Here is a 24,074-nt window from a genome sequence, read left to right on the forward strand (position 1 = left end):
ACCGTCCGCGTCGACCCCGGATGGAGGGCATGGTGCCCGGGCCCCCGCGGCGGATCGCCGACCGGTACGACATCACCAGCGCCATCAGCACCGGCGGAATGGGACAGGTATGGCAGGGTTACGACACGGTCCTGGACCGTCCGGTGGCGGTCAAGGTCATCCGCCCCGACCTGGTCGCCCGACCCGACGAGTACGGTGAACTGGCCGAGCGCTTCCGGCGTGAGGCCCGCATCACCGCCCGGATCGAGCACCCCGGGGTGCCCGCCGTCTACGACGCCGCCATCGACCGGGACAAGGGCCTGCTCTACCTGGTGATGCAGTTCGTCAGGGGCATCCCCCTGTCCGACCTCATCAACGAACGGGCTCCCCTGGAGGTCCCGGCCGCGGCCTCCGTCGCCGCCCAGGTGTGCGCCGTGCTCGCGCAGGCGCACGCGGTCCCGGTCATCCACCGCGACCTCAAGCCCGGCAACATCATGGTGGCCGAGGACGGCTCCGTGAAGGTCCTGGACTTCGGCGTCGCCGCCGTCCTGCGCACCGATCTGACCCGCCTCACCGTCACCGGCTCCCAACTGGGAACCTTCGCCTACATGCCGCCCGAACAGGTCAAGGGACTGGGAGCCACCCCCGGCAGCGACCTCTACTCGCTCGGCTGCGTCCTGTACGAGCTGCTGACCGGGCAGCCCGTCTTCCCCGCCGGACTCACCGCCTTCCAACTCCAGGTCGCCCACGTGCAGACCACCCCCCGACCCGCCTCCGCACTGCGCCCCGACCTGCCCGCCGACCTGGACGCCCTCCTCGCGGACCTGCTGGCCAAGAGCTCCGAGGCCCGTCCCGCCTCCGCGCAGGAGGTCCACGACCGCCTCGCCCCGCACCTTCCCCCCGCCGACCTCGCCACCCCGGAGAGGCCCCGGCCGCCGGGAGCACTGCCCGACCCCACCCGCCCCTACCGGCGTCCCATGGCCCCCCGGCCGCCCACCCCTCCGGAGACGGGCGTCGCACCGACCAGGGTCGGTCCTCCCTCCGGGCCCCCGGTCGTTCCCGGGCTCGAACCCGGTGCGTTGGAGGAGGCCGACGCCCACGCCTCGGCGCTCCTGGCCGAGGACCGCTTCGCCCAGGCGGCGGCGGTCCTGGACGAAATCCTCGAACCGGCGGCGGCCGCCCTGGGCGAGGAGTCGGCGAAGGTCGTCGAACTGCGCCTGCTGCGCGTCAACGCACTGGGCCTGGGCGGCGACTTCCGGCGGGCCCTGCCCGAGTTCACCGCGCTCGCCGAGATCCTGGAGCGCCAGGGCGGACCCACCGAGGAAAGGGCGATCGTCTGCCGCCAACAGGCCGCCTACTGCCTGGCCCAACTCGGCCAGACCACCCAGGCCCTGCGCGACGCCGAAGCGCTCCTGGACCGGGTCCGCGACTCCATCGGGGAGCGCTCCGACATCGCGTTGGAGCTGCGCCGCGACATCGGCATGTGGCGGCTGTGGTCGGGAGACGCCCACCGCGCCGCCGCCGAACTCACCGCCCTCCACGCCGACCTGGAGGCGGTGTACGGTCCCGACGACCCCGAGACCCGGCAGATCCAGGAGATCCTCCACCGGCTCAGACACCGATGACCCGCGGGGCGCCCGACACGCCGCGCACCCGTCTCCCCCGTTCCTTGAGCCACAGAAGGAGAACCCCACCCCCATGCCGCAACTCGCTCTGGGAAAACAGTTCTTCGCGAGCGGGGAGTACGACGAGCTCCCCCCGTCGGCCCGCAAGAACATCCGGCTCGCCATGGAGAAGTTCAGCCTTCTCACCCACGCCGAGCTCAAGGCCGACAAGGGACTCAACTTCAAACCGCCCCAGGGCCGCCGCAACCGGAGCATCTTCACCTTCAAGGTGGACAACTTCTACCGCGGGGTCGTGCTCGCCCCCGAAAGCGGTGACAGCTACCTCCTGCTGAAGGTCCTGGCACACGACGCCGCCTACGACTGGGCCAACAAGCAGGACGCGGGTGTCAACCAGCTCACCGGCGCGGTGGAGATCTGGAACGCCGAGGCCCTGGAACGGGCCACCCCCGACCTGGAGGAGCGGGCCGCCCCGACCGCCCCGGAACAGCGGCTGTTCGCGAAGGTGTCCGACGGGGAGCTGACGACCCTGGGCGTCACCGAGAAGGTGCTGCGCGCCGCACGTACGGCCGTGGACGCCGACGACCTCGCCGACATCGTCCCCTTCCTGCCCGAGGACCAGGCCGAGGTCCTGCAGTACCTGGCCGCGGGCTTCTCCGTGGAGGAGATCTGGCGGGACGTCGTCGCCCACCGGCCCTCCGGCGCGGTCGGCGGCGACCTGGACACCGCCATCCGCAACACCCCCACCCGGGTCAGGCTGGTCTCCGGCCTGGACGAGCTGGAGGAGATCCTCTCCCAGCCCTTCGCCGCCTGGCGGACCTTCCTGCACCCCGCACAGCGCAGGATTGCCTACAAGGCCAGCTACCCCGGCAGCTACCAGGTCACCGGCGGCCCCGGCACGGGCAAGACCGTGGTGGCCATGCACCGGGTCAAGCACCTGCTGACCTACCTGCGCCCCGGTGAGCGCATCCTGTTCACCACCTTCACCAACACCCTCGCCTCGGCGCTGAGGACGGGCATCCGCCAACTCGTGGATGATCCGGGTCGGCTGGAGCGGCTCGACATCACCACCGTCAACGCCCAGACGAGCCAGGTGCTGACCGAGGCCGCCGGCGGGCGCGCGCCCCGTTTCGTCAACGACCTCCAGGAACTCGACCGCTGGCGGCGGATCGTCGGCGAACAGGGGCTGGAGTGGAGCGCGGAGTTCCTCCAACAGGAGTACCGCCACGTCGTCCTCGCCCAGCGCCTGGACACCCTGGAGGAGTATCAGAAGGCCGACCGCAGGGGACGCGGCAACCGGCTGGCCGCCCCCCAGCGCGAGCGGGTGTGGAGGGCCCTGACCGCCTTCACCGAGGGCCTGGACGCCGACGGGGTCCAAACCCACCTGCGGGGCTGCGACCAGGCCGCCCGGCTCCTGGAGGAGCGCGGGCCGCGCTTCCGGCACGTGGTGGTGGACGAGGCCCAGGACCTGCACCCGGCGCAGTGGCGGCTGCTGCGCGCGGCCGTGGCACCCGCGCCCGACGACCTGTTCATCGCCGGGGACCCCCACCAGCGCATCTACGACGCCAAGGTCTCCCTCAAGGCCCTGGGCATCAACGTGGTGGGGCGCTCCCAGCGGCTTCGCCGCAACTACCGCAGCACCCAGCAGATCCTCACCTGGTCCCGGCCGCTGCTGGAGGGGGAGGAGGTGGAGGCCCTGGCCGACGGCGGCACCGAGTCCCTCGCCGGGTACCGGTCGGCGCTCCAGGGACCCAGGCCGACCACTCACGCCGCCACCACCCCGGGGGAGGAGTGGGACGCCCTCGTGAAGCGGGTACGCGAGTGGCTGGACGCGGGTGTGGAGCCGTCCTCGGTGGCGGTCGCCGCGCGGTTCAGGTGGGCGGTCGGCGACACGGTGTCCGCGCTCACCGGTGCCGGGATCGAGGCGTGTGAACTGCGCGGGTCCGACGACGACACCCCGGGTGTGCGCGTGGCCACGATGCACTCGCTCAAGGGGCTGGAGTTCCGGTGCGTCGCGGCGGTGGGGGTCTCCGAGGGGGTCGTACCCAACCCCAAGGCGATCACCGACGCGCGGGTGGACGAGATCCAGCACGCGACCGACCTGATGGCGGAGAGGTGTCTGCTCTTCGTGGTCTGCACCCGGGCACGCGACCACCTGCACGTGTCCTGGCACGGCAGGCCGAGCCCCTTCCTGGTGGAAGCGGGTATCGCATGAGTGCCACGACGAGGCCCGAACACGGTCGCGAGACCGTCACGCGGGAAGCCGTCATCGCCCGGGAACAGGAGGCCGTCGACCACGCCTACGTGTGCCTGGAGCGGATGAGGGCCGAGACGGAGAAGATGGTCCTCGACCCCGGCGGCGCCAACGCCAAGGACAGCGCCGAGCTGCTCCGACAGCACCGGAAGAGGCTGGAGGCCTACGACGACCTCGCGGACAAGCCCCTCGTGATCATGCGCGTCGACACGGTGACCGGTGACGGAGGTGACGGGGAGAGCTTCTACATCGGGCGCCGGAACGTGGTCGACGAGCAACGGGAACGCGTCGTCATCTCCTGGACCGCGGAGGCCGCCGTCCGCTGGCGGCAGGCTCGGCAGAGTGACCCGGGGGAGGTGCGGCTCCGGGGTGTCCTGCACTGCGACCGTCAGCGCGTCCGCGACTTCCACGACGAGATCCACCTCCTCCCGGCCCCCGGCCTCGCGGACGTGCGCGGACCCGCGGACTCCCCGCTCCAGCCGGTCCCCGCCAGTGCGGGAGGAGAAGCCTTCGACCCCTTCCTCGTCCAGGAGCTCGAACAGGCCCGCGACGGGCGTATGCGCGACATCGTCGAGACCATCCAGCGGGAGCAACTCGACCTGGTCGCCGACGGCCGCCCGGGTGTCCTGATGGTCCAGGGAGGTCCGGGAACCGGTAAGACCGCCGTTGGCCTGCACCGGGTCACCTGGCTGCTGGACAACAGGGGGTGGGAGGCGGAGGACGTCCTCGTCGTGGGTCCGCACCAGGAGTTCCTCGACTTCGTCAGCACGGTGCTCCCCGCGCTGGGCAGCCGGGGCGTACGCACCATGGAGCTCTCCCGGATGTGGGGCACGGGGACGGCGCCCCAGGACACCGGGCCCCGGGCCAGGATCAAATCCGACCTACGGATGGCCGAACTGCTCCGCAGGGCCGTCGAGGGCGTCGCCCGGCCCGAACGGCTGGAGGACTTCGTCGAGTACGGCGCTTTCACCATCACCGGTGGAGGTATGAGCGCCGAGGTCGAGCGCGCGGACCTGGACCGGTACCTGGAGGATGCCCTCACCCGCCCCGGATCCCTGCGTGACCAGCGCGACCAGTTCCTGGAGCCACTGCTCAACGGTCTGGCCGCCCGCGTCGTCCGCTTTCTGAGCGAGGAAGAGCGTAAGGCCCGCGGGAAGGAACAGGAAGAAGGGCAGGAGGAGGGCGCGGTCAAGGAGGAGATCGTCGTCGACAGTCGCCTCCGGGCTTGGGTGGAACAGCATCCCCGCGTCAGCGCGCTGGTCAACGCGCTGTGGCCGCTGACGGACGAGGAACGGATCCTCCGGCGGCTGTTCGGGGACCGGGACGTCCTGGCGAGGGCGGCCGAGGACCTGTTCAGTGAGGAGGAACAACGTCATCTGCTGAACAAACCCCGGACCAAGGTGGTCTGGACGCAGGAGGACCGGGTCTGTCTGGAGGAACTGCGGTTCCTGGTGCGCGGTGAGCGACCCCGTGTATACCGGCACATCGTTCTGGACGAGGCCCAGGACCTGACCCCCATGCAGGTGCGCTCCCTGGCCCAGCGGTGCCCCGACGGGTCCATGACCGTCCTCGGCGACCTGGCGCAGGCGACGGGTCCGCACAGGTACGCCAACTGGGGCGACTTCGCCCGTTCACTGGGTACGGGGCAGTGGCACACCGCCGAACTCCTGGTGGGATACCGCGTGCCCCGCCAGGTCATGGAGTTCGCCGCTTCCGTCGCCCGCCGCCACGCCCCCGGCACGGAGGTTCCCCGCTCGATCCGCGAACGTGAGGGGAACGCGCTGACCCTGCGCCGCGCGGACACGGGCACGCTGCTCGACGAGCTCGAACGCCGCCTGTGGGAATTGGAGGCCGCCACGGACGGCCAGCGCTCGATCGCCGTCATCATCCCCGAGGACGTGGACATCTTCGTGGGGGCCGAGGAGATCGCGGAGGCCGTCGCGGCCAAGGGGAAGAACGCGCGGCTGGTGCGGGTGCTGAGCGCCTCGGAGGTCAACGGCCTGGAGTTCGACCATGTGGTGGTGGTCGAGCCCGCCGCGATCGTAGGGGAGGGCCCTGCTGGCATGGGACGCCTGTACGTGGCCCTGACCCGCTATACCCAGTCGCTGTCCGTCGTCCACGCCCGGCCGCTTCCGCCCGAGCTGGGCGGTGGTGAGCAGGATGGGGATACCTCGGCGGACGGAGGTTCTTCGGGCACGGTTCCTAAGGCGGGAACGGTGGAGTCACCGGAAACGCTTCCCGAGGAAAGGGAAACCGCCGACACGGTCCAGACAGCGGCCGCGGGGGTGGGACTGCGGGCGTTCGTCGAGCGGGCCGCCGAGGGCGCGAGGGAGGACGAGGAGGGTCAACGCCTGTGGCACGCCCTCATGGCCGAACTCTACGAGTGCGGACAGCGCCCCCGGCATGATGACCTGGTCGACGTGCTCTCGTCAGGGCCGGAGGGAAGGTCCCTGTTCCAGGTCCTCGGAAAGGACGGCCACACCTACGCGGGGATGCGGCAGGGTGTGCTGAGGGCCAGGGAGGCCGCTCACGTCTGCCCCGAGGAGATCGACCGGATCTGCCTGGTCCTGCCTCGGGAGCCCGTGGAGGGGTGGGCGGTGGAGGTGCTCTGCGAGATGTTCGGTGTCTATGTCGTCTGGCGTGCGGACCGTAGGTGGCAGGGGCCGGACGTGAGCCGGGTCTTCGGCCCGGAGCGGGAAGAAGCCGGAACCGAGGGCTGACGTAGCGGTTGTCTCGGGGCGTTGTGCTGCCCCTGGTGCCGGTGAACAGACACTGCCCGGTGGAGGAGTCCCTTCCTCTGCCGGGCAGCAACCGTTCGCGGGTCCGGGCTATCTCAGAGCTGCGGAGAGGAAGGCTTCCCACTCGGCGGCGGGGAAGGGGAGGTGGCCCTTGGCCGGGTTCTTGGAGTCCCGGACGGCTGCGCCGCCAGGCAGGTCGGCGACCTCGACGCAGTTGTTGTTTACACCGGTATAGCTACTTTTGCGAAAGTTGAGGGCGTGAGCGATCTCTACGCAGTCCCCGTTGACACCGCTGTAGCTGCTGGTGCACCACATCATCTGATCAGCCACTGTGCTCACTCTTCTAGATCCTGGATCAGGTGCTTAAGGGTTTCCAAAGTCTGCACCGGAGTCATAGAACAACTCTGGGTGCTGCCAAACATGGCGTTGAACGCCCTGATTTGGTGGTCTTCCTCCAAATACATGGTAGTGGCGGGTCCCTCTAGGTAGACGATGCTCGAATCTCGGGGGTCGGGGAAGTCCATGATGAGGTAGCTTCCCTCGGTCGATGTGTGGGCTCCTGCTGAGAACGGCAGGACATAGATGTCGATGTTGTGGCGTGCGGCCAGATGCGTTAGATGACGCAGTTGCTCACGCATTACGGCGGGTGACCCCACCGTGCGATGCAGGGCTGCCTCGTCAATGATCGCCAGGTACGTTGGTGGATCGACTCGATTCAAGATCGTCTGTCGAGCCATCCGAGCCGCCACACGCTGAGAGATCTCAGCGTCGTCGCGTACCCGGTTGGCTCGAAAGACCGCATCGGCGTATGCGGGAGTCTGGAGAAGACCAGGAACTAGCTGGGGCTCGAAGGTACGGATGGCACATGCCTCAGCTTCGAAGTCAGCCAGGATCTGAGGCATGACGTCCTTGTAAGAGGACCACCACCCCTTTTGTCCAGCCAGCTTAGAGAGCTCATGCATGGCTCTCCGGACGGTGGAGTCGCGCACCTCATAGAGATCCAGAAGCTTGTTCAAGGTCGGAGCGGGGACCGTCTTGGACTCCGCCTGTTCGATCTTGCTCAGGTTGGACTTGCCCATCCCAGCGCGTTTGGCGGCTTCGACGAGGGTCATCCCAGATTCAGTCCGGAGACGCTTGAGCTCGGCTGACAGGCGTCGGCGACGAACGCTGGGGCTGTAGGGAGCGGCCATGCGCTCAGCCTAGCGGGGAAAGCTTGTCAGTGGAATTCTCTAGCACTAGTTGACCTGAGTGGAATTTCTTGTCATGGTTGAAGTGTAGACAGTGACTGGCATCTCACGCAGAGTCTCTGCTGGTCAGGCTACGCCGTGCCCCTTCCTCCTGCCGGGGAAACGCGAAGGTCCCATGCCTGCGGGCACGCCGAACCACCCGTTCAACTCCCACCTGTGAAGGAGTCTGTTCGCCATGCTCGCAACCGCCCCCAGGCCTCCGATGCCCCCGCTGCCCGAGGTCACCGTCCCCTTGGGTGAGTTGGTGCCGCCCCGGTGCCGCCACTACTTCACCGGGACCACCGACCGCGCCCCCTACCGGGTGCGCCGCTACGACTTCGCGGGCTCGGTCCAGTACCTGCCCCTGGTCCGCGCGTTCCTGGACACCTGCGCCGCCACACGCGAGGAGGACTACCGCTACCTGTTCACCCTGCTGGGCAGCGAACTGGCCAGCAACGCCCTGCGCCACTCCAAGTCGGGTCAGCCTTTCGGGGTCTACACCCTCACCTGTCAGCGCACCCGCACCGGGCTGCGCCTGACCTGCCGCGACCAGGGCGCCCGGGACGGGAAGACGGTGGACTTCGGTCAGCGCTCGCACCTGCGGCCCAACCCGAACGGGCTGGACCTGTCCGCCGAGTCCGGGCGTGGGCTGGCCATGATCGACGCCCTGGCTACCGACTGGGGGGACAACGGCATCCCCGACCACCGCCAGGTGTGGTTCTTCCTGGCCTACGACCTGGCCGGAAGCCGCTGGAACACCCAGCCGTAGCCGACACGCATCACACCGCGAACGTGAAACGGGCCCAGGAGAGCGTTGCCGCGCTCTTCCCGGGCCCACCAATCCCTGAATTCCACACTGCGAGATGTAAGAAAGCAGGATCAGTGACGCATCCTATCCCCGACCCCCGACCTTCCAGCGACCCGCTGTACCGCGTGCCTCCACCGCTGCCCCGGCGCCGCCCCCTGGTCGGGCCCTACTGCCCCCGCTGCGAGCACCCCTCCTGCCGCAGGCTCCGGGCCGAACGCCTGCCCCGTCTGGGCGGGCACCGCGCCGAGTTCGCCCGCGAGCACGCCCGCGCCGCCGACCTCCAACGGTACAACCCCCACCTGCTCATCTGGTTCGGCGAGGCCACGCTCTCCTACTGGGTGGCCTCCTCCACCGGTCTGAGCGAGGCGCCCGAACCCGGAGACGTGCTCCTCCTGCTGGATCCGGCACCCGACCTGGTCACCTTCGGAGGCTGATCCACACCACCCGGGGTGGAACGGGTGGCCGCCCTCCACCCCGGGCGTAGGCCATCAAGAAGAAGGAACGGTTGCGGAAGCCGGTGGAACGGGGTTCCAGGGCGGCGGCTAGGGTTTCCAGGTGATCTACGTCTTCACCCTGACTTCCTCATCGCGGCGGGAGAGCAGAGGCGCTCTCGACCTGGACGAGTATTTCACGCACACGATTCCCCCCGGGCTTCCCGCCCCCTACCCCAAGGGGAACATCGCCCTCGTCTTCGTGCGCTACGAGGAGGGGGACGAGGCCGTTCCCCCAGGCGTTTACCTGGAGAAGCTGGGCGTCATTCTGGATCCCCAAGGAGAGAAGGTCGCCACCGTCGGCAAACGGATCAAGGTGGACGTTCTCCGGGACGTGCGCGAACTCCTGCCGTTGCTCACCCTGCAACAGAAACTCGACGGTGATCTCGCCGACCGGTTGTGGACCGCCACCGAAAAGGGCGTCTACCCCATGGCCAGGGAGGACGGGGAGGCCGTACTCTCGGCGCTGCGCGGGATGTCCGACTGGTTGGACGCGATACTCGAATACCTCGGCGCCGCCCTGGAACGCGACCAACTGGAGGAGGACAGGCCTGAGGACCGCTTCCGGATGGAGGAGCGCGACGCCATGCGCGTCTCCACACGGATCGCGGGTTTCCCCAGCGCGTCGCTGGAAAACTGGAGGCGTCCCGCCGACGCCAACGCCCCCTACCTGGCCGGACTCGTCCGGGAGCCGACCGAACAGGGCCTGATCGATCGGGACGCGCACCCGCCCCTGGAGTGGGGCGCGAGCCTGGGGCACCTCCGCCGCCACGACATCGAGGTACTCACCGACGGCAGGCGCACGCTGGAGATCACCAACGTCAACGCCACACCCGTGGAGGGGCGGCTCGGCACGGACCTGATCTACTACCACCACAACACGCGCAGCTTCGTCTTCGTCCAGTACAAACGCCTTCCCCTGGGGGAGCGGAACATCTGGGTCGATGCCCGACTGCGCGAGCAGATGAACAAACTGGAAGCACTGGCCGCTCTCAGTACTGATCCCGCCTCCCCCGAGGACTGGCGTCTGAGCAGCGATCCCTGTTTCGTCAAGCTCGCCCAGTGGACCCCCGAGGACGACAGCACCAGCCTGGCCCCGACCAGGGGCCTGTACCTGCCCGTCTCCTACATACGGTTGCTCCTGGACGATCCCCGTACCAGGGGACCCCGCGGGGGCACGCTCCTCGGATACGACACCGTGCCCCGCTACCTGGCCAACACCGAGTTCATCGAGCTGGTCAAGACAGGGCTGGTGGGGACGGTGGGGACCAGTGTGGAGGACCTGGACAAGCTCGTCACCGAAAGGGCCGGGTCGGGCCGGGGCGTCGTCGTCGCGGTGGAGAGGGGAAACGAGACGGCCGCCCAGCGGCAGGCGCGCAACCGTTCCCGGGGAAGCCGTCGCAGGCGCCGGTCCCCCCGAACCGGGCACGGAACCGAACCCCTGTTCTGAGCACGGGGTCTACGCACTGGCCGGATCTGGCCAGGAGAAGGGGCCGCGAGTTGGCTGAGGGCTCCTTCTCCTGGTGTAGAACTGGTGCCCGTGCTGCTTTTCGCTTCTTCGTAGAGAGCCGGGAGGGGAATGGCGGACCAGATCACCGGCGCGGTGGACAACACCTTCGTCAACCTGGGCCAGATCCTCAAGTTGGTGCAGATCGGGAACATGCACGGGCATATCTCGATCCACCTCGGCGACATGGTGCACACCGAGACCGAAGCGGTGCTCGGGGAATATCAGAAGTACCTCGCCGCCACATTCTCCCCAGCCGAACCGGAGGCCTATCAGCGGTTCCGGAAAGTGTTCGACGACCAGGGACGGGGCGTTCTGGAAGGAGAGCCCGGGAACGGCAGGGAGACCACGGCCATCGCCCTGCACACATCACGCGGGCTGCGTGTCCATTCGATCCCCCTGGACGAGAAACCCCGGATGCGGCTGGCCCGCACCATGCCCGTACCGGGAAACGGGTATCTGGTCGACCTCTCCGCACTCCCCCGAATCGAAGAGCCGGTCGTCACCGAACTGCGTGCCCTCGGAGTCAGGGCGGCCGCGGCCGGGGCGGCGCTGACCGTCCTCGCCCGGCCCGGACAGCTCCTCGGCGAGCTGCACGAGGTCCCCGTGTTCCGTGTCCGCAGGCCGCCGGGCATCACCGTGCTCGCCGGGCATCTGGAATACCTGCTGGGGGCGAGTGAGCAGAGGGTGTGGACCACTTGGGGGGCCGTCCAGGACAAGATGCGGGACGCCGCTCCCGCCGACGCCGTGCGCCTGGCGCGCATCGCCTACCAGTCCCGACCGACGGACTCCAGGACCTGCACGGAGACGTGGACCCGCAACGCGCTCAGCGCCTACGGTGACTGGCGCGGCGAGTTGGACGGGTGGTTCGCCGAGCACCGCGGGGACACGGCGGCGGCCTGGGACCGGATCGTCCTGATCACCACGGCGATGCTGGAGGGGCGGGAAGCGTCCGAGGTGTTCACCGCCGCCGACGCGCTGGCCCGGATCCTGGATGTCCGGCCCGGGGACGTGGGAGGGCTCTCGGGCCTGGGAGTGGACCCCTCCCTGGAAGTCGTGGGGGCACGCCGCACCCGGGATCGCGGTGTGTGCTTCACCCGACCGGAGTACGCGGACGCGGTACTGGAATACGTCTGGGAGCAACTTCCGCGCCTCCGGGGCCATCTGGTCACCTGGACGGGTGACCTGATCGCGGAGGGGAGTCCGCAGCTCGCCGCTCAGATATGGCGGGCCTGTGAGCGCCTGGCGCTGTTGCGCGGGGACCAGGCCCTGACGGTCACCTTCTTCGACCACTGGACGCAGGACGGCAGGACCAGGCAGGCAGCGGTGGACTTCGCCGCCACGGTCGCCGAGTCGCCGGACTTCGGGCGGGCGATACGCAGACGCCTCTACGACATCGCCAAGAAGCCCTCGTCCGATCACCAGGCGGTGGCGGTCGCGCGCGTGTGCGCCCTCTATGGCCTGAGCAACCCCGTGTCCGCGCTGGTCCGCCTGAAATGGCTCGCCCAGGCCGAGTCGGAGAGAGCGCGTCAGGCCGCGCTCGACGCTGTGGAGACGCTGGCGGGGGAAGCGGAACGATGGTTCGACGTCGTCGAGGCGGTTCTGGACGGGTGGTGCCACGAAGGAGTCCCGGCCAGACGCAGACAGGTCGCGTTCCGCTTCCTCGTCCGTGCCCTGGCCGGGTCCGAGGACGGTGCACCCGAGATGCTCGTGTGGCTGAGGACGTACGGAGACGGGGACCGGGCCGCCGACCGTGTCGCGGACATGTGGGGGACGGTCCTCGACCAGGGGGACGAGGCCCTGGCACAGGACGCGGTCGGTACCTGGGTCTCCTGTGTCCTTGAGGACGCGTCCAGGTTTGAGGACGTGGCCAACGTCCTGGTGAGGGCGGTGAACGGAGGAGACGGGCTCCTGAGCGAGGAGAGGAAGAACAGGCGCACCGTCACCGCGGGCCGGATGATCGTCCTCTGGTGCGAGCGCAACGGTGTCGACTTCAGGAACAGCGCTGTCCACGCTCTCCAGGCGCGGCTGTACGGGGCGCGCGGTTCCGCCGCCGCGGGCTGAGGGCCGCGTCGGCCTCTCAGGTCCTGTCGGTGAACGGGGCGTACCTGCGCATCTGCGCGTACATCGACCGGATCCGCTTCAACACCATCAGAAGTGTCATGAACAGGTGCACGAGAGCGGCGATGACCACGGCCGAGGCCCATCGCGGTACCGCCTCCTGGTCGTAGGCCACGATCAGGGCCATGAGGCCGGCGGTCGCGACCAGGCCCAGCAGCGTCGCGTAGGCGACGTTGGCGTGCAGCTGGTCCACCATGCGGGCGGTTCTGAGCGCGCCCTCGCCCGAACGTTCCGCCGCGACGCGCAGGCCCAGCCCGAAGACGTGGACCAGCAGGCCGAACAGCAGGGCCGTGAAGACCGAGACGCCCGCGATCAGGTTCTGCGCGTTGGCGATCCGGACCTCGAAGAGGAACGCGCAGACCCCCACACCGAGGGGGAAGGCGAAGAAGGCCGCGTAGTCCCGGGTCATCCAGCGCCCGGTGCGCCGGTCCACCAGTGTGTTCAGGTGATCGGTGACGACGCCAAGTACGGACCATTTCGCGTCCATGGCGACCCTCTCATCGATGGTGTCCGCCCCCGCACGCCGAGGCTGTCGAACTTCAGTCCGAATCTATCGCGAGGTGCTGACACGTTCTGGCCGCGGTTTCACGCATGATCGCGAGGGCCTGACGGTCGGAGGGGCGCGGAGCGTCGTCCTCCGCCAGGAGGTAGGTCAGGGGAGGCGCCGTCTCCTCCTCGTCGAGGATGATCGTCCTCTCCTGGGTGTCGTCGTTCAGGGTGACACGTGTTTCGACGATGTGTTCGGCGGTGCGCAGATGGAAGAGTTCGGCCATGTCGAAGGATCGGGTGAGCACCTGTTCGCGAAAGAGGGAGAGGAGGGCCTGGTCCATCCGCTTGGGCTTGTAGGTGTGACAGAAGGTTCCGCTGGGCCGCGTCTCGTCCTGGTTGAACAGGTCGGTCCCCCGGAAGTTCTCCCTGACCTCGATCTCGGTCAGCCGGGCCCTGGCCAGGAACATCCGGAACGCCTCGGAGTCGGCCAGGGCCTCGTGTCTCAGGACCAGGCCCCTCCGCCTCAGCGCGGGCATGGTGGATTCCTTCAGGTGCTCCAGGAAGGCCGTACCCGCGCCGGTGCGCCGATAGCGCTCCGTGAGCAGGAGGGCGAAGGAAGCGCGGCGCGGCACCACGACGAGATTGCGCAGGAAGGTCGTGGCGGCCTCATCCTGCTTGATGCGGTACCGGTCCTGGTGCTTGTGGACGTCCTTGACCATGCCGGGGCTGCCGAACTTGCCGTAGTCCAAGCGGATCTCGACCTCCCGCTCCTCGGTACGCCGGTGGTCGGGAACGGAGAGGTAGTACTGGCGCCGTTCGTCCCTTCTCGGCGTGTGCTCCAGCTCCTTCAGCGCCTCTCCGACCAGGTCCAGGAGGTCGAGCCCTCCTCCGTCCAGGTCGTCCACGGGCATGACCTGGTCCGGGCGCCGCATCCTGGACACCTGGATCCGGTACACGGCGAAACAGTGCTTGGCCATCGTCGCAGTCTCCGATCCGCTTCTCGTACCTCCCCGCCGCCGTTGCCGCTCAGCTCTCGTCGCCCATGTCCGCGTAGAGGCGTTCGGCCAGGTCAGCCATGGAGACACCGTCGATGTACCACCGGGAGGGCCCTTGGACGGCCAACGGGGCGTTCTCCCAGCCCACGAGCCCGTACATGTGCATGACGAGTCCGCTGGGGGAGTAGTTGCGCCCGTCCGCCGCCCACAGCAGGGGGTACTTGCGGTTGCCGGTCCATGACGCCTCGACCCGGGCGGGGTCCTTGGCCAGCCATTCCGAAAGGGCCTGTCGTTCGTTCGTGTTGGCGGGCTCGAAGCGTAGCGGTGTCCCGTTCACCAGGGCGCCCGAGTCCTTGAGGATGGTCACGCTGTTCGGGCGGCGGAGCTTGCGGGACGCCCTCTGCTGGGCCTGCCGCAGGTAGTCGTCGGGGACCTTCGGTGATTCCCCGCCCGCTCGTACGTCGCGCAGGACCGCGTCACTGAGCAGACGGCAGCGCAGGGGATCCGACAGGGTCCGGGTCAGCGACTTCTTGGAGTCCGGGCCGAAGGCCAGGTCCACATGGTGGACGAGCCAGGGGAACACTGTGTCGACGAGCGCCGGCACACGGGCGAGTACCCCGTCCCAGCCGTACTCGACGTCGTCCATCCCCTTGCGGTCGATGATCTGGGACACCAGGTGAGCGATGAGGAAGTCACCGCGGTCGGCCACGTCGGCGGCCCGACCCTTGTACTTCTTGGCCACCTCGTGGACGCGGGCTACGGTCGCCCGGTGCAGCCGGACCATACCCCAGATCATCGAAGCGCTGGGCTGCTCCTTGAACAGAAGGTCGTAGGCTCCGTCCGAGCCACGCTCCCAGAGCGTATCCACGTTCTGCTTGGCGCGGACGGTGAGCTTGGTGTTGGGGTGCGCGCAGGCCAGGGCCACCGCCGCCTGTGTCACGGAACACCCCTGATCAGGAGAAGGATCGGCCTCACCGCGCTTGTAGGTGTAGGTCTTGTCTAGGACGAGGGCGAACTCCTCGCGAATGTAGGTCTGGGTCCGGTCCAGGGCGACGAAGTCCCGCTCCTCGACCTGGTTCTGCCGGTTGCGGGTGGTGGTGATCCGGGAGGGCAGCTCCGGCGAGTCCCCGTTGGTGCAGATGACGTGGACACTCACGTCCGCGTCCTCCAGGGCCTCCGGAGATTCCAGCAGTGCGTGGTGCAGGGAGGTGACGCTCTGGGCTCCGTTGACCACACTCGCTCCGCGGAGCTTCAGGATCACCGGCTCGTCGGGTCGGCGCCGACCGGGGAACTCGGTCTCCAGGGAGTCGCAGATGACCGTGATCCCGTTGTGGAAGCACAGGAAGTACTCCGGGTTGTTCACCGCGGTCTCCACGATGCCGGAGTTGACCTCGTTTACCCCCAGCGCGTAGCGGATGTTCTGCTGGAACAGGTGCTGTCCCGCGGTGCCGAACCACTCGGCGACCTGGGAGGCGGGAACGATCCCCTGGTACATGCTGACCGGCACGTCGACGTGGATCCACTTGCGCATCCGCGCCTCGATCTCGACCTCCGGGGGAGCCTCCTCCACGCGGATCTGCTGCCACAGGGACTCGGTGTTGAGGACCCTGTAGTCCAGGGTCAGACCGTGTCCGTTGGCCTCCGCCAACTCGTCCTCGAAGGTCTCCCGGACCTCCTCGCTCAAACCCCCCGGGCCGGTGACCGCCATGACCAGGTGCACGCGGGCGTGGGGGTCGCGTAGAACGGCGCGCAGCCGGTCCTCGAACCGCTGGGCGCGCTCGTTGAGGCGGTCGAAGTTGCTGTTGTCGATGAGCCGCCACCCCTGGATGAGCGCTCTGGCGGCGTCCTTGCCCACCCCGGCGGTCCCCTTGGAGCTGTACTTGGCCTGGACCAGCCAGATCTCACGCGAGGTCTCCGAGATCGCGATGGCGTCGATTCCCTGGTCCCTGCGGCCGTCGATCACGCACTTGACGCAGTCCTTGTCCTCCCAGCCCGTCAAACCGCGGACGGCGAGTGCGGCCAGCGCACGCGAGGACCGGGCGGTCTCCACCTCCTGCGGCTGCTTGCCCTCGAAGTCGCTCATGTCGATCTGGGCGTTGAAATCCCTGTTCAGCACATGGGCGATTTGCCTCAGGGCGCGGGGGTTGGTGTCACGGGCACGCGGGGAGCCGGGCATCGGGTGTCCTTGGAGGGAGAATCGTGACGGGAGGTGACGACCATCGTACTGGGACCGGGTACCCGCATGAGTGTTTTCGGCCTTCCCGTGGCCACCGGGACGGGGGTCCCGGTGGCGGTTCCGCTACTCGGCGCGGTACCTCGACGGAGGCGCGGGCCAGGGCTCACCGACCGCGGCCGCGTCGAGGACGTCGTCGAGCCGGAGCCAGGCATGCTCCCCGGAGCCCGTCGCCGGGTTGTCGGCGAACCGCTTCCAGGCCTGCTCGTCCGTGCCCAGCGCCTGGGTGACGGCCGACACCACGGCTGGCTGTCCCTGCGGGCAGCGCACCGCCGACCACAGCGGCAGGGCCCGCACCACCTCGGGGGCCACCTCCGGCAGGGACAGGACCAGCGCGGTCCAGGCCCGGCGAAGCGGGGGGTTGCCGCCCAGGCGGGCGCGCAGATGCCTCGTCAGCCGCAGGAGCGCCGCCTCCGGGGCGGAATGGCGGTCGAGGATTCCGGAGAGGGACTTCCCGGTGGTCCGGCGTTCGAACGCCAGTGAGAGCAGCGCCTTCTCCACGAGGGCGTCATGGCCGGGGTGCGCGTCCAGGTAGCGCCTGAGGTCGTCGGCGCTCAGGTCGGCGAGTTCCCGCACCTCCACCCTGTCCGGGGAGCCGAGTTCACGTACGCCCGAGGCGACGGGCACGGAGGAGGGGTCCACCAGCCTCCGAAGGACGTCCAGGTCCTCACGGAGGCGCTCCATGTCCCGGTACATCTGGTGGCTGCGGTAGGAGGGTCCCTGTTTCCGGAGGTAGGCCTCGCCCGCCCGGATGATCGGCCGGGCCGACTCCCTGAGCTCCGGGGTGACCTCGGGCAGATGGGTCAGGACCACGCGCAGCCACCGCAGGCCCCTGGGGCCGAAGCGCTGCTCATGGGGGGCCTTCTCCCACCAGGGGATGACATGGACGGCGGCCTCGGCGAACATCCGGCGCAGATGTGCCAGCGTCTCCGGCGGCGTGCGCCAGGAGTGCGGGGAGCGTCGCTCCTCCGGGTTCTCCTGCGTTTCGAGGATGTACCGCCACGTGTCCGAGACGCACGCCTTGGCCGTGTCCACCGGCTCCTCGAGCGCGGAATCCAACCAGAGATCCTCACCCCTGAGGACAGCCTCTATCAGCCACCCCCTGCGCCTACCCAGGAACGGCAGGTTCTCGCGGAACCGCTCCTCCACCTCATCGGCGGGTACGCCCAGCGACACCTGGTGGGCGATCTCCGCACACAGGAGCGCTTCGGAAAAGGCGCGGAGGTCGTGCTCGGCGAGTTCGACCAGGAGGTCCGGCTCCACCGACCAGGGGATACCGCTGAGAAGCTGATGGCGGATCTGGGCCTCGGCGGAGCGGGAGGAGACCGACCACTCCAGGATCTGCCGGTGGCGGTCCTCCTGGCTCCTCAGAACATCCCGCCACATGCGCTCCCAGGCGTCGCCCGCCGCGGAGAACCAGGCGTACCACTGCTCGTGGTCCTCGCCCTCCTCCCGCTTCCGGGGCGACCAGACGGGGAGGAGGTCCAGCGCGGCCGAGAAGACGACATCGTGCAGTCGAGGCCTCCTGAGCACCCGGTGGGCGGGACTCGGGTCCTTGCCCGTCTCCGGGGTCACCGCGGGCGGGCTGCCGCAGCGACGCCCCAGTTCCCCGGCCGTGGCCCGCGCGAGCCGCTCGCTGACGCGCTCGTTCCCGAAGAGGGCCAGCTTGTCGTCGTCGCACTCGCGGAGTGCCCGCACCCGCAGCTCCTCGGAGCAGGACGGGTGGTCGAGGGCCAGGACCGGCAGGCTGGTGAGGAAGGGGTCCCCCGGGAGGCGCGAGACCGTGTCCGGGTCACAGGCGGCCGCGGCCTCGATCAGCCAGCCCGGGGCCTCCTTCGCGTACGGTCCGGTCAACAGCTCGGCGATCAGATCCTCCGCGCCGGCCGCGCCCGGCGCGGAGCGCACCCACTCCGCGGCGACGCGGACCTGTGGGGAGTCAGCGGGGCGGTCACGGATCACGGCGTGGAGAAACCCGGCCGGAAGCGCCGACTCGGGGCGGGCTGTGGTCATGGGGGCTTCCGTTCACGAACAAAGAACTCGCTGGTCAGCGGGCTCTCAAGGGAGGTAGTTTTGATTTTGCGGGATAGGGGTCGGAAAGGGCGGGGGAAAGGGCCAGGCTAGACCCATCGGAGGACACGCGGAGGGGAAATGGCGCCACGTGTTGGCGGGGATATCCGCTGTGAGGTGCCGCGACCGTGCGACCTCCCTTCCCCGTTGGGTTCCGATGCCGTTAGGATTCCGGCAGGCTCGTGGAACTCCGACCCCGTACGGACCGCCACCCTGTCGAGCTGTGCCGTGTCGAATCCGCATGTGAATAGAGTTCGTCAACGTGGGAACCGGTGATCCCCGGGAACGGAAGGCCAGGGCACTGGCCGAGGAACGCCAGCGCCTGGCCAGAATCCGCCAGGAGCGGGCACGGGCCCGAGGGGACGACGTCTGGCGGGAATTCCAGGTGGAACCCGACCGGATATCCGATCTGCGGGACGCGGTCGAGGCGGCCATCGTCGCCGCGGGGGCCGCAGGCGGGGACACGGCCGAGAGGCTGTCCGTCCTGCTCAACGGAAGGCCCTGCCCGGAAGCCCCCTCTCTCCTGTTGCGGCTGCTGGGACGGTTGCCCTCCCGCCTCGGAGCGCTCCACCTGGCCCGGTTGCACGAGATCGGAGTGCGTCAGACGGCCGAGAGCGGATACGTGGCGGCGCTCATCAGCGGACGCGTCGAACCCACGGCGGAGACGCTCCTCAAGGTCCGGTGCCCCACCCCGCCCCTGCTGCTGTGGCGGGACAGCGAACTCGTCCGGCTCGGGAGCGCCCCCACGGACCCGGAGCGCTTCCTCTCGACCGCGCCGCTCGCGCTCGTCGACGACTTCCTCGGCCGCGAACCGGCGGTGTCTCCCACCGGCCAGGAACGGACCGATGCCCGGGAGAACCTCTACCTCCTGGCGCGGAGCGACCCCGACCGGTTGACCGGCGAACAGGCGGAGGCACTCGACTGGCCGGAGGAACTCTGGAGGCGACGCCTACGGGAGGACCCCGGCCTTCCTGTGCCCGACGAGGCTCCCGAGTCCGCCCGGATCCTGGCCGGAGTGGCCGACGGGGACCCGGTGGCCGCGGAGCTGCTCGTCGGCTCGCTGGCGGGCAGAGCGGAGAATCTCCTGCGGGACCTGCTCGACAACCGGGGCAGGCCCGCTGCCTGGCCCCGGGCCGTGTTCGCCGACCGGTCCTTCTGGCCGCTGCTGGAGGACCTGTGCGGATCCGCCACCCTGCCCAGGAGCGCTCCGGCCCCGATGTCGGAGTTCGTCGCCTGGCGCGACCTGCGCCGTGCCCACCGCGACCTGATGAACGTCGACCCGAGGACGTACAAGGCCCTGTCCCCCCATCTGGCGTCCAGGACCGCCTGGGTGCGGGAGGAGGCCACGGCCATGGAGGTCTACCTCAACCTCCGTTTCGCTGACCCCGGCGACTCCCAGGCGCTGCGCAACGCGTGGGTGAGGCTGGCGGCCCTGAAGTCGGACAGCCCCGTGGTCGCCGCCAACATCGCCTGGCTGATGAGCCTCCTGGACACCGACCGCAACCACCGGGGGCCGCTGTTCAACCCCTACCTGGAGCTCGGTGTCCCCCACGGCGTCGCGGCCGGTGAGTGGAAGGCCGCCTGGCGGGGGCTGCGGCGGGAGCTGAAGGGACGGACCGAGGAGCTCTCCGACATCAACCACGCCAGGGACCTCCTCCGGGACATCGAGGCCGACGGCGGACCGGAGAACCATCCTCTGTACGTGCTTCCCGTGCACCGGGAGGAACTCTTTCCGGCGCCGCGCGTTCCGGCGCCGCTCATCCCCGGCGCCCGCCCCCTCCCGCGCCGCACCGAGTCGCTGCCCCCGTCGGAGAGGGAGCGGATACGCGACGAGGCGATGGCGTCGCTCATGGAACTGGCCGTTCGCGAAAGGACACCATGAACACGTCCGACCACCACCGGCAGGTCACGGACGAGGACCTGGGGAGCTTCCTCCTCGAACTGCCCAGCAGTGAGAGGAAGCGCCTGCTCACCCTGCTCGCCTCCCGGCTCGACCCCCGGACGATCCTCGAACCCCTGGTGGAGGGCGTCACGGGAGCCCTCGCCGAAAGCGGCGGTGAACAGATCACCGGGGCCGAGGTCAAGGAGGCCGTACGCCGGGCCCTGGTGGAGAACATGCAGGCCAGGCGCACCCATCTGGCCCAGCTCGCCCAACTCGCCGAGCTGACGGAGGCGAAGGGGCGCCGCGACGCGGTGGCCCGGAGGATCGCCGACTTCTGTCGGACCAGCGGCCTGAAGAAGGTCACCGGTATCGAGGACCTGTCCCTCTTCAGGGTGGTCGAAGGGGACCCGGAGACGCAGCCGCACGCGGCGGTCGTCAAGCCCGCCTTCGTGGACGAGGCCACGAACCGGCTGGTGCTGGCCGGGGAGGTCGTGTTCAGCGACGCGCCTCCGCACAAGGATCCGGGAAGGGACGAGGAGAAGGCGGTCTGTCTGACCTGCGGGGCGCCCCTGAAGGGCCGTCGGGTCGGCAAGAAGAAGAGGGGGCGTCGATGAGCTTCGGTATCGACTTCGGTACGACCAATTCGGTCCTCGCCCGCTGGACCGGCCAGGACGCCGAGGTCGTCGCCCTGGACGCGACCAACCTCGACGACTGGAACTATCCCGGGTTCGAGACCCTGTTCCCGTCCGTGGTCGGGGTGAGCTCCCTGCGTGAGGAGGTCCTGTTCGGCTGGGAGGCCAAGCTGCGCTCCCAACAGGTCGTCCCGGCGGCCAAGCGCCTCCTGGTGGGGGACGACAGGATCTCCGTGGGGCGGACCTCCTGGTCGGCCTCGACCGTGGCCGCCGGTATCTTCCACGCCATCCGTGAACGTGCGGACAGCGAGCAGTTCCTGGACGTGGACACGGCGGTGGTCACGGTCCCCGCCAACTCCGCCGGCGCGGCCCGGTTCCGCACCCGTGCCGCCGCACGGGAGGCGGGGATCCGGGTCGACTCCCTCATCAACGAGCCCACCGCCGCCGCCCTCTACTACAAGCAGCAGGTCGGTGACGACGCCCTGGAGAACGTCGTCACCTTCGACTGGGGCGGCGGGACCATCGACGTCACCGTTCTGGAAGCCGAGGACGGACTGTTCGAGGAGCGTGCCGCGCGGGGCGTGGCCCAGCTCGGCGGACTGGAGATCGACACGGCCCTCCGGCGGTTGGTGCTCACCAAGAGCAGCCGCAGGCCCGAGGGGTACGCGGAGGAGGCCGCTTTCTCCCGTGCCGTGGAACTCGCGAAGATCCGTCTGTCGACGGAGGAGATCGTCGCCGTCTCGGTGCCCGGCAACAGGAGCAGCGTCGAGGTCACCCGGGCCGAGTTCGAACAGGTCGTCCGCCCGATCGTGGAGAGGGCGATCGAGCCTCTCAACCGCTGCCTCAAGGACCTGGGGATGCGGCCCGAGGACATCGACTCGGTGCTGATGATCGGTGGTAGCAGCCAGATCCCCCTGGTTCGGCGGATGGTCGGCGACGTCATGGGGGACCGGATGGTCTCGGCGGACCTGTGCGACCCCATGACCGCGGTCGCCCAGGGGGCCGCCGTCGCCGCGGCCATCAACAGCGGTGACCTGGAGATCGACCTGGCCGTCGGTACCACCCACGCCCTGGGCACGGTGTCCACCAGGCGGAACGACCGTGGCGAGACCCGGTCCTTCAGCCAGATCATCCCGCGCAACGCCACCCTTCCCCGATCGCAGGAGAAGACCTACCGTCCCAACCACGTCGGTCAGAAACGGCTCAGCGTGGAGATCTGGGAGGGGGACCCCGCCGACCCGGTCGCCAAGGAGGCCGGAGCGGACAACGGTTCCAACATCTGCCTGACCGAGCTCAAGATCGACCTGCCCCCGTTCACGGAACCGGACGAGGCCTCCTTCACCCTCACCTACACCTACGACCTCAACGGTCTGCTGGGGGTCCGCGCCGTCCTGGAGCGCACCCAGGAGGTGCTCGTCGAGCGTGAGATCAACGCCTTCGGCCTGTCCACGACCGGGGTCGGGGTCAGTGCCGCCAGTCTGCGGGAGTTCCTGGAGACCCGGCCGCGCCTGCCCGAGTCGGCCGCCCCGTCGGCGGAGCACCAGCCCGCACCGGTGGCCGTACCACCGGAGAAGGAGCCGGGGCCGCGTCCCTCCCCGGCGGCTCCCCTCCGGGCGGGGGAGGGAGAGGCACCGGGGTGCCGTCCCCTGGTGGTCGACGGTTCCAACCTCGCCTGGGGTTCGCAGAACCGGAGCATGGGCGGGCGGCCCACGCTGGCCCGGCTCCACGCCGCGCTCGCGGAACTGCGCGACCAGTACCCCGGGGCGGAGGTCATCGTTTTCGTCGACGCCAACTTCCGCCATGTCGTACCCGACCCGGAGAAGGCGCGAGTGGATCGGGAGATCGCCCAGGGGGTCCTGCACCGGGTTCCCTCGGGAACGGTCGGCGGAGCCGATGTCTACCTATTGGACATCGCCCGCAAGAAGGACGGGGTCGTGGTCAGCAACGACGGTTTCTCTCAGCACACCGAGTACCATTCCTGGCTGGCTGGAAAGGGGCGTCTGCTCGGGGGGACGGAGGTCGCCGGTATCTGGGCCTTCAAGGAACGACGGCTTTCCCGTTGAACAGGGATGATGCCGGAGAAACGGTTCGTGGGGCGATGCCGGGTTGCGCGGGGGTGTTTATCGTGCCATCCTGCGAACGTCGTGGGAAGGTGGCGGAGGAGTCGTGGGAAGCATCGCGGTATCCCTTTAACCGTTGAGTCCTCTCTGATTTCGGGTGGAACCGGAAGGCGCACATACGAGTGCGCCCTGCCTGGAATCGTGAATGGGAGCTTGCGTGTCCACGACCTTCGCCCTGGTGTGCGGAGCCTCCTTCGGAGCCTTTTCCCTCACCCTGCTCATCGCCCGCGAAGCCGACAAGAGCTGGCCCATGGCCCTCCTCATCGCCGGGGGCTCCTTCCTGGGTGCTCTCTCCGCCTTCGGTACCCTCGCCAGTGCTCTATGAGCCATCGCGCGGGGCGGGCCTCCGGGCCCGCCCTCGGGGGCCGCGGGCGGCAGCAGATTCCGTGTCCTCGCGGTCCTCAAAGCCCTTGTCAGCCGGGAACGGTATCGGGGTTGCGGAGCCGGGGCCCGGCTGGGGCGGGGCTCGGTCGGGGGTTCTCACCCCGGGAACCCCGGAACGCGGCGCTGAAGGTATGTGGTTCATCGTGTTCGGGCACGTTGTCCCCTGGGGGTGCCCGAAGGGCCGTGGACCGGAATCGCTGACGGGATCACCCCTCCGGTGTCAAGGCGGCGCGACAGGCGTCACGCGGTGATGGTTTCCCTCCACGGGGAGGGAAACCGGATTACACGATTCATTCGTGGAACACCCCTTGACACTCTCGGAGACTCAGGGATATACCTAGGAAAATACCTCAAATGACTGGACTCGTTCGACGACGTCGGAGAATGTTAACGCTAACATCCAAATAGCGAATGACGGGACAAGGGCCGTGTAACGCGCGCGCCGTGTCCCCGGTAAACGATTCTCGTCGTCGGGAGTCCTCCTATCGCCGCGCCCCGAGAAATCCCGCAACCGCCGACCGGACCC

The 24,074-nt window shown here is 69.0% G+C and carries 17 protein-coding genes; 11 read left to right on the top strand and 6 right to left on the bottom strand.

What is annotated here, in order from left to right; genetic code table 11:
* The first annotated feature begins 29 nt into the window (after positions 1-29).
* The 3 genes from FYW95_RS16390 (at position 30) to FYW95_RS16400 (ending at position 6,575) form a co-directional block, all read left to right on the top strand.
* On the top strand, positions 30-1,604 hold the full coding sequence (locus FYW95_RS16390; RefSeq protein WP_160050515.1) for a serine/threonine-protein kinase: 1,575 nt from the start codon (positions 30-32) through the stop codon (positions 1,602-1,604).
* A 73-nt stretch (positions 1,605-1,677) separates the two neighbouring features.
* Complete coding sequence (locus tag FYW95_RS16395) at positions 1,678-3,816, top strand: UvrD-helicase domain-containing protein (RefSeq protein ID WP_160050516.1); 2,139 nt, start codon at positions 1,678-1,680, stop codon at positions 3,814-3,816.
* Positions 3,813-6,575 carry a HelD family protein gene (locus FYW95_RS16400; RefSeq protein ID WP_160050517.1) on the top strand — a complete coding sequence of 921 codons (2,763 nt, stop codon included), beginning with the start codon at positions 3,813-3,815 and terminating at the stop codon, positions 6,573-6,575. The genes FYW95_RS16395 and FYW95_RS16400 overlap by 4 nt, the downstream gene beginning before the upstream one ends.
* Before the next feature lie 108 nt (positions 6,576-6,683).
* Here FYW95_RS16400 and FYW95_RS16405 read toward each other — a convergent pair whose 3' ends face one another.
* Positions 6,684-6,911 carry a DUF397 domain-containing protein gene (locus FYW95_RS16405; RefSeq protein WP_160050549.1) on the bottom strand — a complete coding sequence of 76 codons (228 nt, stop codon included), beginning with the start codon at positions 6,909-6,911 and terminating at the stop codon, positions 6,684-6,686.
* Between the two features lie 17 nt (positions 6,912-6,928).
* Entirely contained in the window at positions 6,929-7,783 is an 855-nt protein-coding gene (locus FYW95_RS16410; protein ID WP_160050518.1) for a helix-turn-helix domain-containing protein, read from the bottom strand.
* Between the two features lie 232 nt (positions 7,784-8,015).
* On the opposite strand from FYW95_RS16410, the gene FYW95_RS16415 reads away from it, so the two are divergent.
* The 4 genes from FYW95_RS16415 to FYW95_RS16430 all read left to right on the top strand — a co-directional run bounded on the left by FYW95_RS16415 (position 8,016) and on the right by FYW95_RS16430 (position 12,689).
* Positions 8,016-8,588 (top strand): ATP-binding protein, encoded by a 573-nt coding sequence (locus tag FYW95_RS16415; RefSeq protein WP_160050519.1) that lies wholly within the window; start codon positions 8,016-8,018, stop codon positions 8,586-8,588.
* 113 nt (positions 8,589-8,701) lie between these two features.
* Positions 8,702-9,061, top strand: coding sequence for a hypothetical protein (locus FYW95_RS16420; protein ID WP_160050520.1), 360 nt, complete (start codon positions 8,702-8,704; stop codon positions 9,059-9,061).
* 121 nt (positions 9,062-9,182) lie between these two features.
* Positions 9,183-10,568: a hypothetical protein gene (locus FYW95_RS16425; protein ID WP_160050521.1), complete on the top strand. Its 1,386-nt coding sequence runs from the start codon at positions 9,183-9,185 to the stop codon at positions 10,566-10,568.
* Positions 10,569-10,697: 129 nt separating this feature from the next.
* Complete coding sequence (locus FYW95_RS16430) at positions 10,698-12,689, top strand: hypothetical protein (RefSeq protein ID WP_160050522.1); 1,992 nt, start codon at positions 10,698-10,700, stop codon at positions 12,687-12,689.
* 16 nt (positions 12,690-12,705) lie between these two features.
* Here the strand turns inward: FYW95_RS16430 and FYW95_RS16435 are convergent, their stop codons facing one another.
* From FYW95_RS16435 to FYW95_RS16450, 4 genes are all read right to left on the bottom strand, one after another.
* Complete coding sequence (locus tag FYW95_RS16435; protein WP_160050523.1) at positions 12,706-13,233, bottom strand: hypothetical protein; 528 nt, start codon at positions 13,231-13,233, stop codon at positions 12,706-12,708.
* A gap of 52 nt (positions 13,234-13,285) precedes the next feature.
* The gene (locus FYW95_RS16440) at positions 13,286-14,212 is read right to left on the bottom strand and encodes a hypothetical protein (protein ID WP_160050524.1); all 927 of its coding nucleotides are present in this window, start codon (positions 14,210-14,212) and stop codon (positions 13,286-13,288) included.
* A 49-nt stretch (positions 14,213-14,261) separates the two neighbouring features.
* Entirely contained in the window at positions 14,262-16,346 is a 2,085-nt protein-coding gene (locus tag FYW95_RS16445) for an AIPR family protein (protein ID WP_236572219.1), read from the bottom strand.
* Between the two features lie 183 nt (positions 16,347-16,529).
* Positions 16,530-18,473, bottom strand: coding sequence for a hypothetical protein (locus FYW95_RS16450; protein ID WP_160050526.1), 1,944 nt, complete (start codon positions 18,471-18,473; stop codon positions 16,530-16,532).
* Between the two features lie 319 nt (positions 18,474-18,792).
* Between FYW95_RS16450 and FYW95_RS16455 the strand changes: the two genes are divergently transcribed.
* The 4 genes from FYW95_RS16455 (at position 18,793) to FYW95_RS16470 (ending at position 23,489) form a co-directional block, all read left to right on the top strand.
* Positions 18,793-20,412, top strand: a complete 1,620-nt coding sequence (locus tag FYW95_RS16455; RefSeq protein ID WP_160050527.1) for a hypothetical protein — start codon at positions 18,793-18,795, stop codon at positions 20,410-20,412.
* Positions 20,409-21,026: a hypothetical protein gene (locus FYW95_RS16460; RefSeq protein ID WP_160050528.1), complete on the top strand. Its 618-nt coding sequence runs from the start codon at positions 20,409-20,411 to the stop codon at positions 21,024-21,026. The genes FYW95_RS16455 and FYW95_RS16460 overlap by 4 nt, the downstream gene beginning before the upstream one ends.
* A complete protein-coding gene (locus FYW95_RS16465) occupies positions 21,023-23,107 on the top strand; it encodes an Hsp70 family protein (RefSeq protein ID WP_160050529.1) in 2,085 nt (694 codons plus the stop codon). The genes FYW95_RS16460 and FYW95_RS16465 overlap by 4 nt, the downstream gene beginning before the upstream one ends.
* Positions 23,108-23,321: 214 nt before the next feature.
* On the top strand, positions 23,322-23,489 hold the full coding sequence (locus FYW95_RS16470) for a hypothetical protein (protein WP_236572221.1): 168 nt from the start codon (positions 23,322-23,324) through the stop codon (positions 23,487-23,489).
* The last annotated feature ends 585 nt before the right edge of the window (positions 23,490-24,074 follow it).

This window comes from Nocardiopsis sp. FR4 (assembly GCF_009830945.1).
Lineage (GTDB): Bacteria > Actinomycetota > Actinomycetes > Streptosporangiales > Streptosporangiaceae > Nocardiopsis.